General features: G+C 67.8%; 15 protein-coding genes. 8 read left to right on the forward strand and 7 right to left on the reverse strand.

From position 1 onward, the window contains the following. Window positions 1-160 precede the first annotated feature (160 nt). The 4 genes from gndA to PARACOCCUSGL_RS0117705 all read right to left on the reverse strand — a co-directional run bounded on the left by gndA (window position 161) and on the right by PARACOCCUSGL_RS0117705 (window position 4672). Window positions 161-1564 carry an NADP-dependent phosphogluconate dehydrogenase gene (gene gndA, locus PARACOCCUSGL_RS0117690; protein ID WP_010399589.1) on the reverse strand — a complete coding sequence of 468 codons (1404 nt, stop codon included), beginning with the start codon at window positions 1562-1564 and terminating at the stop codon, window positions 161-163. A gap of 179 nt (window positions 1565-1743) precedes the next feature. Continuing rightward, entirely contained in the window at window positions 1744-3048 is a 1305-nt protein-coding gene (locus PARACOCCUSGL_RS0117695) for a TRAP transporter large permease (protein WP_010399591.1), read from the reverse strand. Window positions 3049-3093: 45 nt separating this feature from the next. Further along, a complete protein-coding gene (locus tag PARACOCCUSGL_RS20875) occupies window positions 3094-3684 on the reverse strand; it encodes a TRAP transporter small permease subunit (RefSeq protein ID WP_010399593.1) in 591 nt (196 codons plus the stop codon). Between the two features lies 1 nt (window position 3685). Beyond that, on the reverse strand, window positions 3686-4672 hold the full coding sequence (locus tag PARACOCCUSGL_RS0117705; protein WP_202796798.1) for a TRAP transporter substrate-binding protein: 987 nt from the start codon (window positions 4670-4672) through the stop codon (window positions 3686-3688). Between the two features lie 243 nt (window positions 4673-4915). Between PARACOCCUSGL_RS0117705 and PARACOCCUSGL_RS20880 the strand changes: the two genes are divergently transcribed. Further along, window positions 4916-5848 carry a LysR substrate-binding domain-containing protein gene (locus PARACOCCUSGL_RS20880; RefSeq protein WP_010399597.1) on the forward strand — a complete coding sequence of 311 codons (933 nt, stop codon included), beginning with the start codon at window positions 4916-4918 and terminating at the stop codon, window positions 5846-5848. A gap of 9 nt (window positions 5849-5857) precedes the next feature. On the opposite strand, the gene PARACOCCUSGL_RS0117715 is transcribed toward PARACOCCUSGL_RS20880, so the two are convergent. Continuing rightward, complete coding sequence (locus PARACOCCUSGL_RS0117715; protein WP_010399599.1) at window positions 5858-6889, reverse strand: L-idonate 5-dehydrogenase; 1032 nt, start codon at window positions 6887-6889, stop codon at window positions 5858-5860. A gap of 7 nt (window positions 6890-6896) precedes the next feature. Then, entirely contained in the window at window positions 6897-7844 is a 948-nt protein-coding gene (locus PARACOCCUSGL_RS0117720; RefSeq protein WP_010399601.1) for a 2-hydroxyacid dehydrogenase, read from the reverse strand. 122 nt (window positions 7845-7966) lie between these two features. On the opposite strand from PARACOCCUSGL_RS0117720, the gene PARACOCCUSGL_RS0117725 reads away from it, so the two are divergent. The 3 genes from PARACOCCUSGL_RS0117725 to PARACOCCUSGL_RS0117735 are packed head-to-tail and all read left to right on the forward strand — an operon-like array spanning window position 7967 to window position 10349. Beyond that, a complete protein-coding gene (locus tag PARACOCCUSGL_RS0117725; protein ID WP_010399604.1) occupies window positions 7967-8758 on the forward strand; it encodes an SDR family oxidoreductase in 792 nt (263 codons plus the stop codon). Continuing rightward, window positions 8745-9290: a gluconokinase gene (locus tag PARACOCCUSGL_RS20885; protein WP_237701565.1), complete on the forward strand. Its 546-nt coding sequence runs from the start codon at window positions 8745-8747 to the stop codon at window positions 9288-9290. The genes PARACOCCUSGL_RS0117725 and PARACOCCUSGL_RS20885 overlap by 14 nt, the downstream gene beginning before the upstream one ends. A 45-nt stretch (window positions 9291-9335) precedes the next feature. Then, on the forward strand, window positions 9336-10349 hold the full coding sequence (locus PARACOCCUSGL_RS0117735) for a LacI family DNA-binding transcriptional regulator (protein ID WP_029372626.1): 1014 nt from the start codon (window positions 9336-9338) through the stop codon (window positions 10347-10349). 35 nt (window positions 10350-10384) lie between these two features. On the opposite strand, the gene PARACOCCUSGL_RS0117740 is transcribed toward PARACOCCUSGL_RS0117735, so the two are convergent. Next, window positions 10385-11059, reverse strand: a complete 675-nt coding sequence (locus PARACOCCUSGL_RS0117740; protein ID WP_029372628.1) for a 4-carboxy-4-hydroxy-2-oxoadipate aldolase/oxaloacetate decarboxylase — start codon at window positions 11057-11059, stop codon at window positions 10385-10387. Window positions 11060-11281: 222 nt separating this feature from the next. Between PARACOCCUSGL_RS0117740 and PARACOCCUSGL_RS0117745 the strand changes: the two genes are divergently transcribed. The 4 genes from PARACOCCUSGL_RS0117745 to PARACOCCUSGL_RS0117760 form a co-directional block, all read left to right on the forward strand. After that, window positions 11282-11695 (forward strand): acetyl-CoA carboxylase biotin carboxyl carrier protein subunit, encoded by a 414-nt coding sequence (locus PARACOCCUSGL_RS0117745; protein ID WP_029372630.1) that lies wholly within the window; start codon window positions 11282-11284, stop codon window positions 11693-11695. Then, a complete protein-coding gene (gene accC / locus PARACOCCUSGL_RS0117750; RefSeq protein WP_010399617.1) occupies window positions 11695-13065 on the forward strand; it encodes an acetyl-CoA carboxylase biotin carboxylase subunit in 1371 nt (456 codons plus the stop codon). The genes PARACOCCUSGL_RS0117745 and accC overlap by 1 nt, the downstream gene beginning before the upstream one ends. Further along, window positions 13058-13702 (forward strand): 5-oxoprolinase subunit PxpB, encoded by a 645-nt coding sequence (gene pxpB, locus PARACOCCUSGL_RS0117755; protein ID WP_010399618.1) that lies wholly within the window; start codon window positions 13058-13060, stop codon window positions 13700-13702. The genes accC and pxpB overlap by 8 nt, the downstream gene beginning before the upstream one ends. Next, the coding region (locus tag PARACOCCUSGL_RS0117760) for a biotin-dependent carboxyltransferase family protein (RefSeq protein ID WP_010399619.1) at window positions 13699-14370 on the forward strand (672 nt) is incomplete at its 3' end. The genes pxpB and PARACOCCUSGL_RS0117760, both read left to right, overlap by 4 nt.

The raw sequence follows: 14370 nt of genomic DNA on the forward strand, positions 1-14370 counted from the left end.
CGGGTCACGTCTCGACGGAAATCAACACATCGTACCATTCCAGATCATTACGCCCGAAAACATCTAGGGCCAGGGCCTCGGCAACAGGGCCGTCCCGGTCAGGCGGTTTTGCCCATGCCGAATTGGCCGCCTGCGACCAAGACCGCCCTGACCGCCCGGTTCAGGCCTTCGCCGCCCAGGGCCCATGGTGGCTGTCCTGGCCGTCGAGGCGGTCGAAGCCATGCGCGCCAAAGAAGTCGCGCTGCGCCTGGATCATGTTCGCCGTGCCGCGGCCGGTGCGCATCAGGTCGAACCAGCCCAGACCGGCACCCAGCGCCGGCAGCGCATGGCCGTGCAACACGCCCTGCGCCACCACCGCCCGCAGCGCCGGCATCGCGGCCTCGAGCTTCTCGGCGAAGAAAGGCGCCAGCACCAGGTTGCGCGACGGATCCTCGGCCAGCGCCGTGGCCATGTCGTTCAGCATCGCCGAGCGGATGATGCAGCCCGCCCGCCAGACCCGCGCGATCCCCGGCAGGTCCAGCCGCCAGCCAAAGGCCCGGCCGGCGGCCTCGATCATCGCGAAACCCTGCGCATAGCACAGGATCTTGCCGGCGATCAGCGCCGCCTCCAGCTCGGGCAGCGCCAGGTCCAGCGCCTGCGGGGCGGCGCCGAAGCGCGCCTCGCCCGCCTTGCGCTCGCCGAGGCGGGCCGAGACGTTGCGCGCCATCACCGCCGCCTCGATCACCGGGATCGGCGCGGCGAGGTGCTGCGCCTCGATCGCGGTCCAGCGCCCGGTGCCCTTCTGCCCGGCGGCGTCCAGGATCACGTCCAGCATCGGCGCGCCGGTCAGCGGATCGGCGGCCCCGGCGACGGCAGCCGAGATCTCGACCAGGTAGGATTTCAGCGCCCCCCCGTTCCAGCCGGCGAAGGTCTCGCCGATGGCGGCGGCGGGCAGGCCGAGCCCGTCGCGCATCAGCCCGTAGACCTCGGCGATCATCTGCATGTCGGCATATTCGATGCCGTTGTGGACGGTCTTGACGAAATGCCCGGCGCCGGCCTCGCCCATCCAGGTGGCGCAGGGGGTGCCGTCCTCGGCCCGGGCGGCGATGGCCTGCATGACCGGGGCGACGCGGTCCCAGTCGGCGCGGGCGCCGCCGCCCATGATGGCGGGGCCGTGGCGCGCGCCCTCTTCGCCGCCCGAGACGCCCATGCCCAGGAAGCGCATCGGCAGACCGGCGGCGGCGCGGCGGTTGGTATCGTGGAAATTGGCGTTGCCGGCGTCGATCACCAGATCCTCGGGGTCGAGCAGCGGCGCCAGCGCCGCGATCTGGTCGTCGACGGCCTGACCGGCGGGGACCATCAGGATGATGGCGCGAGGAGGCGCGATGGCGGCGACCAGATCGGCCAGGCTTTCGGTCGGGATCACGCGATCCGCCAGAGCGCCGGCCTCGGCGTGGAAGCGGCGGGTCACTTCGGCGGTGCGGTTCCAGACCGCGATGCGAAAGCCCTTCTCGGCGATGTTCAGCGCCAAGGCCGCGCCCATCGTCCCAAGGCCGATCAGGCCGATCCTAGTGTCAGTGTTCATTATTCTTCTTTGCTCTGGACAACGCGTCCCCGCGAGGGACTCCGAATGATGATCGAAATGCAGCTGCGCGACGGACTCGTGGCACGGAGGCATCTGATAACGCTAACGGGACAGGCAGTCAAACCTGCCCCGCCGGGCGCCCCGGCGCGCAGGGGCCGGGACGCCGCCTGCGGGCGGGATCAACCCAGCAGCAGGTCGGGCAGGAAGGTGACGATGCCGGGGAACAGCGCCAGCATGATCGCGAAGCCGATCATGATCAACAGGAAGGGGAAGGTGACCCTTGCGATATAGGCCGTGCTTCGGGCGGTGATATTCTGGATGACCGCGAAGTTGAAGGCCACCGGCGGCGTGATCTGCGCCATCTCGACCACCAGGACCATGAAGATGCCGAACCAGATCTTGTCGAAGCCCGCGGCCTCGACCAGCGGCAGCACCACCGGCAGGGTGGTCGCGATCATCGAAAAGCCCTCGAGCGCGGTTCCCAGCACCAGATACAGCACGATCAGCGCCACGATCAGCAGCATCGGCGACAGGTTCCAGTCCGTCACGACATTTGCCACCGCGGCGGGAATGCCAAGGGTCGAGGTGATGTTGCCCAGCACCGATGCGCCAAGGATGATGATGCCCATGACCGAGCAGGTCTGCACCGTCCCCAGGATGATGTCGCGCAGCGCCCGCAGGTTCAGCGCGCCCTGCGACAGCGACACGAGGAAGGCCCCGACCACACCCAGCGCCGCGGCCTCGGAGGGGGTCGCCAACCCGCCATACATCGAGCCCAGGACGCAGAGGATCAGGAACATCACCGGGCCCAGATCCCGCAGGGCGGCAAGACGCTGGCGGAAGGGCATGTGGCGCAAGGCGCGTTCGTTCTCGGGCACCAGGTCGGGCTTGGCGCTGGCGCGGATCATGATGTAGGCGGCAAAGACCAGGGCAAGCAGGACGCCCGGAATGAAGCCGGCGGTGAAAAGCCGCAGGATCGATTCATTGGCTAGCACGCCATACATGATCATCACCGTCGAGGGCGGGATCAGGAATCCCAGCGTGCCGGCACCTGCAAGGCTGCCGATGGCCAGGTCGGGCGAATAGCCCCGCGCCAGCAGTTCCTTCAGGGTCATGCGGCCGACGACCTGCGTCGTCGCGGCCGAGGAGCCCGAGATCGCCGCAAAGATCGAGCAGCCGACGACATTGACATGCAGCAGCCGGCCCGGAAGCAGGCCCGCCCAGGGCGCCAGGCCGCTGAACAGGGTCTCCGACAGGCGCGTGCGAAACAGGAACTCGCCCATCAGGATGAAAAGCGGCAACGCGACCAGGTCGGGCGTGGTCAGGATGTTGAACAGGTATTGCGGAAACAGCCTGTCGACGGGCAGGCCGGTGAACATCATTGCCAGGCCGATGGCCGTGGCCAGCAAGGCGATTCCGATCCAGGCCCCGATGGCCAATGTGCCGAAAAGAAGCCCGAACAGGCTTGCGACGATAGCGCCCATGTTTCTCCCCGATATTCCTGGTTTCGCGCGCAGCGGCGCTGTGGCTTACTCGATGGCGCTCGCGGCACCGAGGCTGGGTTTGTCGACAATGTTGCCGCTGATGGCGGTGACGAGTCGGGCGACCATCTGGAAGGCCAGCACGGCCGCGCCGATGGTCAGCACCAGCTGCGGGATCCACAGGGGCGTGAAACTGTCCTGGGAAACCTCGCCATAGCTCCAGGTGCGATGCGTGAACTGCGCAAGCCAGACCGCCAGGGGAAGCGTGACAACAGAGCCGAGGATGGCAGCGAATATCTCGAACATCCGGGCGTAGCGGCCCTTGCCCATCGACAGCAGTAGCTCTACCCGCAGTTGCAGGCCCGCGCGCAGCGTCATGCCCGAGCCGAGCAGGAAGGCCGCGCCCATCAGATAGGCGCTGTATTCCCAGCCGATCCCGGTGCCCGTGGGAAAGGACGGGACATAACGGCTGATCAACGCCATCGCGGTGTCGATCAGCACGAGCAGGGTCAGGCCCAGGACACAGAGACCGGCAAGCCAGGCCGCGACCAGCGAGGCAAAGTCCGCCGCCCTTTGCAGGGCAGCGACAGCACCGCGTTCAGCGACGGCCTTGGAGGCGACATGCTGCTCTCCGGCCATCTCAGTTGCCGCCTTTCGACGCGAGATAGGCATCGGCAATCGGCTTGGCCGCAGGAACGCGGTCGAAGAATTCCGCCTGAACCTGCTTGGCCTTCTCGGCGATCTGGGCCTTCAGCTCGTCCGACAGCTCGACCAGCTGCATGCCGTGGCCGGTCATGATCTCAAGGCTTTTCCCGTCGCTCTCGCGCGAGCTTTCCCAGAATTGCGGCTCAAGCTCGGCCGCGACCTTCTCGATGGCGGCCTGCTGTTCCGGCGTGAGCCTGCTCCAGGACTCGAGGTTGATCGTCACCGCGTTCGACCCCCAGGTATGGTTGGTCGGATAGATATGGCTGAGGAATTCCCAGAATTTGCCGTCCACGCCCGAGGTGGCAGAGGTCGCAACGCCACTGACCCGGCCCGAGGCCAGCGCCGGCAGCAGCTCGCCCCAGGGCATGGCGATGCCGTCCATGCCAAGGCTGCTGACGATATCGACGGTGTTCTTGTCGGCACCGCGCACCGTGATGCCGCGAAAATCGCCGATATCGTCGACCTGGGTCTTCAGATAGACATACTGGGCCGGCGACGGCACCATGTAGAGGATCTTCTGGTTGTATTGCTCGGCCAGCTTCTCGAATTCGGGACGCAGGAAGGCGTGATATTCCTTCAGCTCCTCCATCGACTCGACAAGGAAGGGCACGCCTTCGGCGCCGAACAGCGGGTTCATCCCGACCTGCTGGCTGATGTTGATATCGGCCATGTCGACAAGCCCGTCGCGCACCGCGCCCAGCTGGTCGGGCCCCTTGAAGCCCAGCGACCCGGAGGTGGCGACGTTGATGACGACCTCGCCATCGGTCGCCTCCCTGACGGCCTCGGCGAAGCTCTTGGCGTTTTCCGCCATGAAATTACCGTCCGGCAGCACTTCGGACAAGCTGAGCCGGGTTTGCGCCACAGCGGCGCCTGCCAGGGCAAGCGCAGCCGCAGCCCCCAACGCGATCGGCTTGAGGAACATCATTCTCTCCCTATCTTGGCACTTACCGCAAGCGAGCCGGACCAACGGCATATCGCTGCGGAGCGGCTGTTTTGCAGTTTTGTGACCGTTGCACCTGCTACCCTAGCGACAGGCCGGTCGTCGCGAAAAGAACAGTTCGGTCTGACATGATCGCGAATGATTATACATCGGTGCGCAAGGGGCATGGACCAAATAGAATGACCGGCGGGAACCGGCAGAATCGTGCTTTAAGGACGTGCTATCATGGACATACGCAGGCTTTACGCCTTCATGAAGATCGTGGACATCGGTAGCATCACCCGCGCTTCGGCGATCCTGCACATCGCCCAGCCGGCGCTGAGCCAGCAGATCGCCGCGCTGGAAACCCATTTCGGCAAGCCGCTGCTGCTGCGCTCGAAGCGCGGCGTCATCCCGACCGAGGCGGGCAAGGTCCTGTATCGCCATTGCCAGATGATCATCCGGCAGATGAACCAGGCCGAGCACGACATCGCCACCTCCTCCGAGGAGATTACCGGCGCGGTCAGCGTCGTGTTCGCGCCGCTGGGCCTCGGCTCGCTGGTGGCGACGCAGCTGATGCGGACCATCCGCGAAAAGCACCCGGGCATCCTGCTTTATGCCAATGAGGCAGTCGGCGGCGGCGTGATCAGCGAACAGATCATGACCGGCAAGACGGACATCGCGCTGATCTTCGATCCCGGCAAGATCCCCAGCCTCAGCTTCGAGCCGATCTCGACGGAAGAACTGCATTTCATCGGAACGCAGATCGCCGAACCGGAGGATGGCGAGATCTCGTTCGCCGAGGCCGTGTCCCAGCCGCTGATCCTGCCAAGCCCGATCCACACCGTCCGCCAGGTGATCGAGACCACCCTGTCGCGCGTCGGGACCAGCGCCCAGGTCGTCGCCGAGACCGAGTCGATTTCCTACCTGTCGAACGCGCTGGCCGAGGGGCTGGGCTGCACCATCCTGCCCGCATCGGCGGCGCAGGCCGTGCAGCGCCGCGTCGCGGGTGCCCGAAGCTACCGCATCCGCCGCCCCAACATGAAGGTCGCGATGGCGATCTGCGTCTCGGCTCAGCTGCCGCTTTCGGAAGCAGCCGCCGTGGTGCGCGATCATCTGGTGCGGCTGGCGACCGAGGCGGCGCGGTCCCCGGCGGCCTCCGGTTCAGGCCAAGGCTGAGGCCTCGGCTCAGGCGAAGAGGATCTGCGCCTTGATCGCCGCCGAACGGTCCGAGGCCAGCCGGAACGCCGTTTCGGCCTCGTCCAGGGCGATTTCGTGGGTAATCAGCGGCTTGACGTCGATCCGACCCGCCAGCATGGCCTGGACGCCGGTCGCGAATTCCGGGTGGAAGCGGAAGGAGCCACGCAGGTCCAGCTCCTTGGCGGTGATCGCCGTCATCGGCAGCGGCATGTCGCCGCCCAGCCCAAGCTGGACGACCACGCCGCGCGGCCGCATGGCCGCGATGGCCGGCGCGATGGCCGCGGCAACACCCGTGCATTCGAACAGCACGTCGAAACTGCCCTTGCCGGCGGCAAAGGGCGACAGGCCGTCGGGCGCCGCGCCGGTGTTGACGACCGCGTCCGCACCGCATTTCCGCGCCATCGCCAGCGTGAAATCCGACAGGTCCGTGGCGACGATCTCGCCCGCGCCCGCCAGCCGCGCCGACAGGATCGACAACAGGCCGATGGGCCCGCAGCCGGTGACCAGCACGCGCTTGCCCAGCAGCTCGCCGGCCCGGCGCGCGGCGTGCAGCGTGACCGCCAGCGGTTCGGCCATCGCCGCCTCGCCCGGCGTCAGGCCGTTGGCCGGCACGCATTGCGCGGCATCCGCCACCAGTTCCTGCCGGAACGCACCCTGGATATGCGGGAACGGCATGGCCGAGCCGTAGAAGCGCATGTTCTCGCAATGGTTGGGCAGCCCCTCGCGGCAATAGCCGCAGCCCCCGCAAGGGCGCGAGGGCGAGACGGCGACCAGATCGCCGGGAACGAGCCCCGCCACGTCCGGCGCGCATTCGACCACATGGCCGGAAACCTCGTGGCCCAGGATCATCGGCTCGCGCAGCCGCACGGCTCCGAAACCGCCATGGTTGTAGTAATGCAGATCCGATCCGCAGATCCCGCCGGCCGCAAGCCGGATGCGCACCTGTCCCGGGCCAGGCGCCCCGGCTTCGCGTTCCTCGATGCGCAGATCCTTGGCGGCGTGGATAACAATCGCTTTCATGACGGCCTCAGACAACCGGGGTAAGCAGGGGCTGGCCGGCGAAATGCGCCGCCAGGTTGTTGCGGACCAGTTCGCCCATCGCCTTGCGGGTCTCGACGGTGCCCGAGGCCTGATGCGGCTGCAGGAGCACGTTCGGCAGTTCCAGGAAGCGCGGGTCGATCTGGGGTTCGTTATCGAAAACATCCAGCGCCGCCGCGCCCAGCCGGCCGTCCTGCAGCGCGGCGATCAGCGCCGCCTCGTCGATGTTGGAGGCACGCGAGACATTGACCAGCACGCCCTCGGGGCCAAGCGCCTCGATCACCTCGCGATTGACGATGTGCCGGGTCTGGCCCGAGGCCGCCAGGGCGACGAACAGGAACTCCGAATGCCGCGCCAGCGCGACCGGATCGGCGATGAAGGTCAGATCGGCGGCATAGTCCTTGGCCGCGATGTCGGAATAGGCGATATCCATGCCAAAGCCGCGCAGACGCTGCGCGATCTCGAAGCCGATCCGGCCCAGCCCCAGGATACCGGCCTTCTTGCCCCAGATGCGGCGCTGCAGCGGATAATTGCCCTTGGCCGCCCACTGGCCGCCCCGCACCCAGGCTTCAGCGCCGACGATGCCGCGCGCGACGGCCAGCATCATCGCGACACCCAGATCGGCCACGTCCCCGGTCAGCACGTCGGGCGTGTTCGTCACCTGAATCCCCCGCTCGCGGCAGGCTTCCAGATCGACCGCGTCGAAGCCCACGCCATAGATCGAGATCAGTTCGAGATTCGGGCAGGCCTCGATGATCTTGCGACTGGCCCCCAGCTCGCCGCGGGTGGCGATGGCCCGCACCTCGGCGCCGCATTCGGCCAGGAAGGCCTCCTTGTCCGCGGCCTCGAAATAACGGCGCAGATCGTATTGCGCGCTCAGCGGGACTTCGTCCCATTCGGGATAGGCCCCCATTTGCAGGACCACCGGCTTGCTCATCGTGTTCTCCATTATGGTGCGGGATTTTACGGTCGCCCTTTCAGCGGGCCCTTGACTCGGATAGTTATCGATAACAAAACACGAGTCGAACGGATTTGTCGAGACCCAAACGGAGGAACGGGATGGCCGGGACGACTGGATTTGTTGAAAGCCTGTTCGGGCTGGCGGGCCGCCGCGCGCTGGTGACGGGGTCGTCGCAGGGCATCGGCCATGCGCTGGCACGGGGGCTGGCGAAAAGCGGCGCCGCAGTGGTGCTGAACGGCCGGGATCCGAAACGGCTGGAGGAGGCGCGCGCCGCCTTGCAGGCGGAACTGCCCGAGGCCGAGATCCGGGCCCTGCCCTTCGACGTGACCCGCCATGACGAGGTCCGCGCCGCCATCGACGATTTCGAAGCCTCGGTCGGCCCCATCGACATCCTGGTCAACAATGCCGGCATGCAGCATCGCACGGCGCTGGAAGATTTCCCGGCCGACCGGTTCGAGGCCCTGCTGCAGACCAATATCGCCTCGGTCTTCCATGTCGGGCAGGCGGTGGCGCGGCACATGATCCGGCGCGGCCGCGGCAAGATCGTCAACATCTGCTCGGTCCAGACCGCATTGGCCCGGCCGGGCATCGCCCCCTATACCGCCACCAAGGGCGCCGTCGGCAACCTGACCAAGGGCATGGCCACGGACTGGGCGCGCCACGGGCTGCAATGCAATGCCATCGCGCCGGGATATTTCGACACGCCGCTGAACGCCGCGCTGGTCGCGGATCCCGATTTCTCGGCCTGGCTGGAAAAACGCACCCCCGCCGGGCGCTGGGGCTTGGTCGATGAACTGGTGGGGGCCTGCGTCTTCCTGTCCTCGGACGCATCGAGCTTCGTGAACGGGCATACGCTCTATGTGGACGGTGCGATCAGTGTCTCGCTATAGGATCGCGCATCTCGTCCTGATGGGCGTGTCGGGCTGCGGGAAATCCTCGGTCGGAGCGCGGCTTGCCGCGCGGACCGGGCTTCCCTATCTCGATGGCGACGACCTGCATCCGACTGAAAACATCGAAAGGATGCGGCGGGGCATCCCCTTGGGCGATGCGGATCGCTGGCCCTGGCTGGAACGCTGCGGGCAGGCCCTGGCAGCCGCGCCGGATGGCATGATCCTTGGATGTTCCGCCTTGCGCCGTTCCTATCGCGACCGGCTGCGGCAATCGTCGGGCATGCCGGACCTGTTCTTTGTCCACCTGGCCGGCAGCTACGCGCTGCTCGACCGGCGGCTAAGCGCGAGGCGCGGCCATTACATGCCCGCCTCGCTTCTGGACAGCCAGTTCGATGCGCTGGAGCCGCCACGGAACGACGAGAATGCGGTGACGATCGACATCGACCGTTCCCCCGATGCGGTGGCCGAATCGGTTCTGCGCCATATCGGCCCATGCCGCAGCGGTGTTGTCGCCGCGTCCGGCACCATCTAGCCTGCGCTCCTGGCAAGGGCATAGGGCAGCATGGGCAGGGGCGGAATGCACAGCGGAACCGTAAAGATGGCGGATATCGCCAAGGCGGTCGGCGTTTCCGCGATGACCGTCTCGCGGGCATTTCGCGGCGACGAGGGGGTCAACCCGCAGACACGGGCGCGGATCCTGACCAAGGCCGAGGAGCTGGGCTATGTCTTCGACGCGACCGCGGCCAGCCTCCGGCAGAACCGTTCCGGCTTCGTGGCGGTCACCGTGCCCTCGATCAACAATGCGAACTTCGCGGAAACCGTACGGCAGCTTTCGCGCGGGCTGTCGCGAAACGGCTTGCAGATCCTGCTGGCCAATACCGAATACGACCCCGAGGAAGAGGAAAGGCTGATCGGCCAGCTGCTGCGCCGCAAGCCCGAGGCGATCGTCCTAACAGTGGGCGACTATACCCGCAGGACGCGGCAAATGCTGCGGACGACGCGGATTCCCGTGATCGAGATCTGGGACCTGCCCGCCCAGCCGATCCGGCATGTCGTGGGCTTTTCCAACACCGCCTGCATCGGCCGGCTGGTGGATCACCTGGTCGCCTCGGGCTATCGCGACATCGCCTTCATCGGAGGTGAATCGCCGCGCGATCCGCGCGGCGGCCAACGCCGCAGCGGCTTTGTCGAGGCGATGCGCCGCCACGGGCTGGACGACACGCGGCTGGTTCCCGCCGGCACCGCCCCGGTCGGCATGGCCGAAGGGGCGCAGGCGCTCGGGGCCTTGCTGGACAGCCAGCCGGGGACCCGGGCAGTCGTCTGCGTCTCGGATCTGGTGGCTTTCGGGGTGATCTCGGAATGCCAGAGGCGGGGCATCGGCATCCCCGGCGACCTGGCGGTGGCCGGCTTCGGCAATTACGAGATCGGCAGGATCAGCGTGCCCCGCCTGACCACGATCGATGTCCATGCCGGCAGCATCGGCAGCAAGGCCGCGGATCTGATCGTCGCCCTGCTGCGGCAGGATTCCGACGCGGCGCCGGCCCGGATCGAAATCCAGACCGACCTGATCGTGCGGGAATCATCGGCCTGACGAACCCCGCGCCCCGGGGACGCGGGACGGCCTCGTCAAAGATCGGTGGTCAGGCCCTTGGCCTTCAGCACCGCCTCAAGATTGCAGACGTCGATCACCGTCCGGCCCGATTTGTAGGCCTCGATATAGCCGGCCTCGTCGGCTTCGCGCGCGGCGGATTTGCGCGCCACCTCGGCGGCATCCTCGCGGCGCACGACGACCAGACCGTCGGCATCGCCGCGGATCACGTCGCCCGGCCGCACCACCTGCCCGCCGATGACGATGTCGCCGTTGATCTGGCCCAGGGTTTCCTTGACCGTGCCCTTGATGCAGACGCTCAGCGAGAACACCGGCAGGCCCAGCCGGATCAGCTCCTGCGTGTCGCGCACCCCGGTATCGGTGACCACGCCGGCGATGCCCTTGGCCAGGCAGGCATTGGCCAGAACGTCGCCGAAGCAGCCCGCCTCCTCGTATTCCCCGGCCGAGACGATGACGACATCGCCGGGCTGGGCGTAATGGATCGCCAGCTGCAGCATGATGTTGTCGCGCGGCGCGCTTTGCACGGTGAAGGCGGGGCCGCAGACCGACATGGCGCGGTCCACGGGCTTCAGGCGCGAGCTCAGCGCGCCAAGCCGGCCCTGCGCCTCGTGAATCGTGGCGCTGCCGAATTTCGACAGGGCGGCCACATCCGCCGGCGCGGCACGTTCGATCCTGGTGATGATATGGGGCACGTGGTGCTCCTCCTTGCTGGAATGCCGCGGCCGGGGCCGGCGGTGATCGGCCGGCAGCATAGGAAGGACGCAGTCCCAGGCATAAGAGCGTCTGCATCTGATGTGATCGGGTTTCGCGATGCCCCTGCCCGGGTCATGCGAAACGGCTCTGACATCATTGCGAAGCGGCGGTGCTACCAATCGCACGAGAACGCAACTTCGCACAGGGACGACGCCCTTCGCATGCCGATCACCATCGACTCCATCATCTCGGGGATGGAATGGGCCGCCGAAAACCATCTGGCCGAGTTCGCCTTTTCGGCCGAGGGGCACCGGATCACCATCCGCCGCGGCGCGGGCGACGCCCCTCTGCCCGCGCAACCCGCCATCGAGGCGGCGCAGGCCGCCCCGGCGGAGCCCGAGGCAGATGCCGTCACCGCCCCGCTGGCGGGCCTGTGCCACCTGCGCCCCGAATCCGGCGGGACGGCCTTTGTCGAGGTCGGCGCCCGCGTCGAGGCCGGCCAGACGATCTGCGTCATCGAGGCGATGAAGATGATGACCGCCATCCCCGCGCCCCAAGCAGGCACCGTCGAGGCCATCATGGTCGGAGACGGCGCGACGGTCGAGGCGGGCGCGCCGCTGATGAGGATCCGCTGATGGCCGCGATCGACATGGACTGCCTGCTGGTGGCCAATCGGGGCGAGATCGCCCTGCGCATCATCCGCGCCTGCCGCCGGCTTGGCCTGCGCGTCGTCTGCGCGCATTCCGAGGCGGATCGCGACGCCGCCTGGCTGCACCTGGCCGATCAGGCGATCTGCATCGGGCCCGCACCGGCCGCCAAGAGCTATCTGAACATCCCCGCGCTTCTGGCCGCGGCCGAGGCCAGCGGCGCGGGCCTGATCCATCCCGGCTATGGCTTCCTCTCCGAACGCCCGGAATTCGCCGAGGCCGTCGAGGCCGCGGGCCGGCGGCTGGTCGGACCCAGCGCCTCGGTCATGCGGATGATGGGCGACAAGGTCGAGGCCAAGCGCGCCATGATCGCCGCCGGCGTACCCTGCGTGCCCGGCCCGGACAGCGTGCTGCCGGACGATCCCGACGCCATCGGCCGGATCGCCGCCGGGATCGGCTATCCCGTCATCCTGAAGGCGGCCGGCGGCGGCGGCGGGCGCGGCATGCGCGTCGTGCGGACCGAATCCGAGCTGGCCGATGCCTTCATGGTCACCCGGCAAGAGGCCGGCCGCTTCTTCGGCAATGCCGACATCTATATCGAGAAATTCCTCGAAAGGCCGCGCCATGTGGAAATCCAGGTGCTTGCCGATGCACATGGACATGCGCTGTGGCTGGGCGACCGCGACTGCTCGATGCAGCGCCGCCACCAGAAGCTGATCGAAGAGGCGCCGGCGCCGGGCATCGACCGGGCGCTGATCGCGGAAATCGGCGAACGCTGCGCCGCCTCCTGCCGCCGGATCGGCTATGTCGGCGCCGGCACCTTCGAATTCCTCTACGAGGACGGGCAGTTCTATTTCATCGAGATGAACACCCGCATCCAGGTCGAGCACCCGGTGACGGAAATGGTCACCGGTCTGGACATCCTGGCCATGCAGATCGACGTGGCGCGCGGCAAGCCGCTGCCGATCACCCAGGACCAGGTGCGCAGCCTGGGCCATGCCATCGAATGCCGGATCAATGCCGAGGATCCGCAGAGCTTCGCCCCCAGCCCCGGCCGGATCACGGCGATGCACGTGCCGGGCGGGCCGGGCATCCGCATGGATACCCATGTCGGCGCCGGTTCGGAGATCCCGGCGAGCTACGATTCGATGATCGGCAAGATCATCGCCCATGGCGGCGACCGCGACGAGGCGCTGGCCCGCGCCCGCACCGCGCTGGCCGAGGCGCGGGTGGAAGGCGTCTCGACCAATATCCCCCTGCACCGGCAGATGCTGGCAGAGCCCGGCTTCTCGGCCGGGGGGGTCAGCATCCACCATCTCGAACACTGGCTCGAAACCCGGAAATCCCGCCATGCCTGACGCGAAGCTTTCCATGATCGGCAGCCGGGCGGTGCTGTTCCAGCCCTCCTGCCCCTTCGACCTCGCCAACCAGCAGCGTATCTGGGCCGTCGCCGACGAGGCCGCCACCTGGAAGGGCGTGCGCGAAGCCGTGCCCGGCATGACCAATGTCACCCTGCTTCTGGACCATGTCCCGATCGAACTCGACCGGATCGAGAAGGACCTGACCGCGCTGTGGGAAAGCGGCATCCGCAAGCAGGTCGAGGGCCGGCTTCTGGCCATCGACATGGCCTATGACGGCCCGCATCTGGCCGAGGTCGCCGAGATGACCGGCCTGCCGGTGGACAAGGTGGTGCGCCTGCATGCCGCGCCGGAATACACGGTCTATGCGGTCGGCAGCCATGCCGGCTATTGCTATCTGGGCGGCCTGGATCCCCGGCTGGAAACACCGCGCCGCAAGGTGCCGCTGCCCCGGCTGCCGGGCGGGTCGCTGTCGCTGGCGGGGCTGCAGACCGGGGTCTCGGCCTCGGCGGGCCCCAGCGGCTGGAACACCATCGGCAGCACCGGCCTGTCCTTCTTCGACCCCGGCCGCAGCCCCGCCGCACTGCTGCGGCCCGGCGACCGGATCCGCTTCAACCCCGTCGAGGTCAAGGCATGATCGAGGTTCTTTTCATTCCGCCGGGCGCGACGGTGCAGGACCTGGGACGCGACGGCTACTGGTCGCAGGGCCTTGGCCGCGCCGGGGTCATGGACGCCCTGTCGCATGGCATCGCCAACATGATGCTGGGCAATGGCGAGGATGCCGCGACGCTGGAAATCCCGCTGACCCCGGCACGGTTCCGGTTCCGGCAGGCCGGCGCCTTTGCGCTGGCGGGCGCGGCCTGCGGCGCGACGCTGGCCGGCCGCCCCCTGCCCCGGGTCTGGGCGGGCATGGCGGACGAGGGCGAGGTGCTGGAGCTTGGCCCGATGACATCGGGCGCCCGCACCTATCTGGCCCTGCCCGACGGGATCGACGTGCCGGCGGTGCTGGGCTCGCGCAGCACGCAGCTGCGCGAAGGCTTCGGCGGGCTGGAAGGCCGCGTCCTTGCCGCCGGCGACCTGCTGCGCGCCGCGGCGGATACCGCGCCGCTGCCGATTGCGGGGTTCAGCCTGACCATGCCCGCGCTGCGTGCCCCGGGGGTCGCAGAGATCGAATTGCGCGCCCTGCCCTCGGCCGAATACGAGGATTTCGCCCCGACCTCGCGCGAGGCGTTCTGGACCACGCCCTACGCGGTCAGCCAGCAAAGCAACCGCCAGGGCTATCGGCTGGGGGGGGAGCCGCCAGCC

Source organism: Paracoccus sp. TRP (assembly GCF_000185925.1).
GTDB lineage: Bacteria > Pseudomonadota > Alphaproteobacteria > Rhodobacterales > Rhodobacteraceae > Paracoccus > Paracoccus kondratievae.

Excerpts from the sequence above, each read along its gene's own strand:
- gndA (WP_010399589.1), bottom strand. The coding sequence starts at position 1,564 with ATGAACACTGACACTAGGATCGGCCTGATCGGCCTTGGGACGATGGGC.
- PARACOCCUSGL_RS0117695 (WP_010399591.1), bottom strand. The coding sequence starts at position 3,048 with ATGGGCGCTATCGTCGCAAGCCTGTTCGGGCTTCTTTTCGGCACATTG.
- PARACOCCUSGL_RS20875 (WP_010399593.1), bottom strand. The coding sequence starts at position 3,684 with ATGGCCGGAGAGCAGCATGTCGCCTCCAAGGCCGTCGCTGAACGCGGT.
- PARACOCCUSGL_RS0117705 (WP_202796798.1), bottom strand. The coding sequence starts at position 4,672 with ATGTTCCTCAAGCCGATCGCGTTGGGGGCTGCGGCTGCGCTTGCCCTG.
- PARACOCCUSGL_RS20880 (WP_010399597.1), top strand. The coding sequence starts at position 4,916 with ATGGACATACGCAGGCTTTACGCCTTCATGAAGATCGTGGACATCGGT.
- PARACOCCUSGL_RS0117715 (WP_010399599.1), bottom strand. The coding sequence starts at position 6,889 with ATGAAAGCGATTGTTATCCACGCCGCCAAGGATCTGCGCATCGAGGAA.
- PARACOCCUSGL_RS0117720 (WP_010399601.1), bottom strand. The coding sequence starts at position 7,844 with ATGAGCAAGCCGGTGGTCCTGCAAATGGGGGCCTATCCCGAATGGGAC.
- PARACOCCUSGL_RS0117725 (WP_010399604.1), top strand. The coding sequence starts at position 7,967 with ATGGCCGGGACGACTGGATTTGTTGAAAGCCTGTTCGGGCTGGCGGGC.
- PARACOCCUSGL_RS0117735 (WP_029372626.1), top strand. The coding sequence starts at position 9,336 with ATGCACAGCGGAACCGTAAAGATGGCGGATATCGCCAAGGCGGTCGGC.
- PARACOCCUSGL_RS0117745 (WP_029372630.1), top strand. The coding sequence starts at position 11,282 with ATGCCGATCACCATCGACTCCATCATCTCGGGGATGGAATGGGCCGCC.
- accC (WP_010399617.1), top strand. The coding sequence starts at position 11,695 with ATGGCCGCGATCGACATGGACTGCCTGCTGGTGGCCAATCGGGGCGAG.
- pxpB (WP_010399618.1), top strand. The coding sequence starts at position 13,058 with ATGCCTGACGCGAAGCTTTCCATGATCGGCAGCCGGGCGGTGCTGTTC.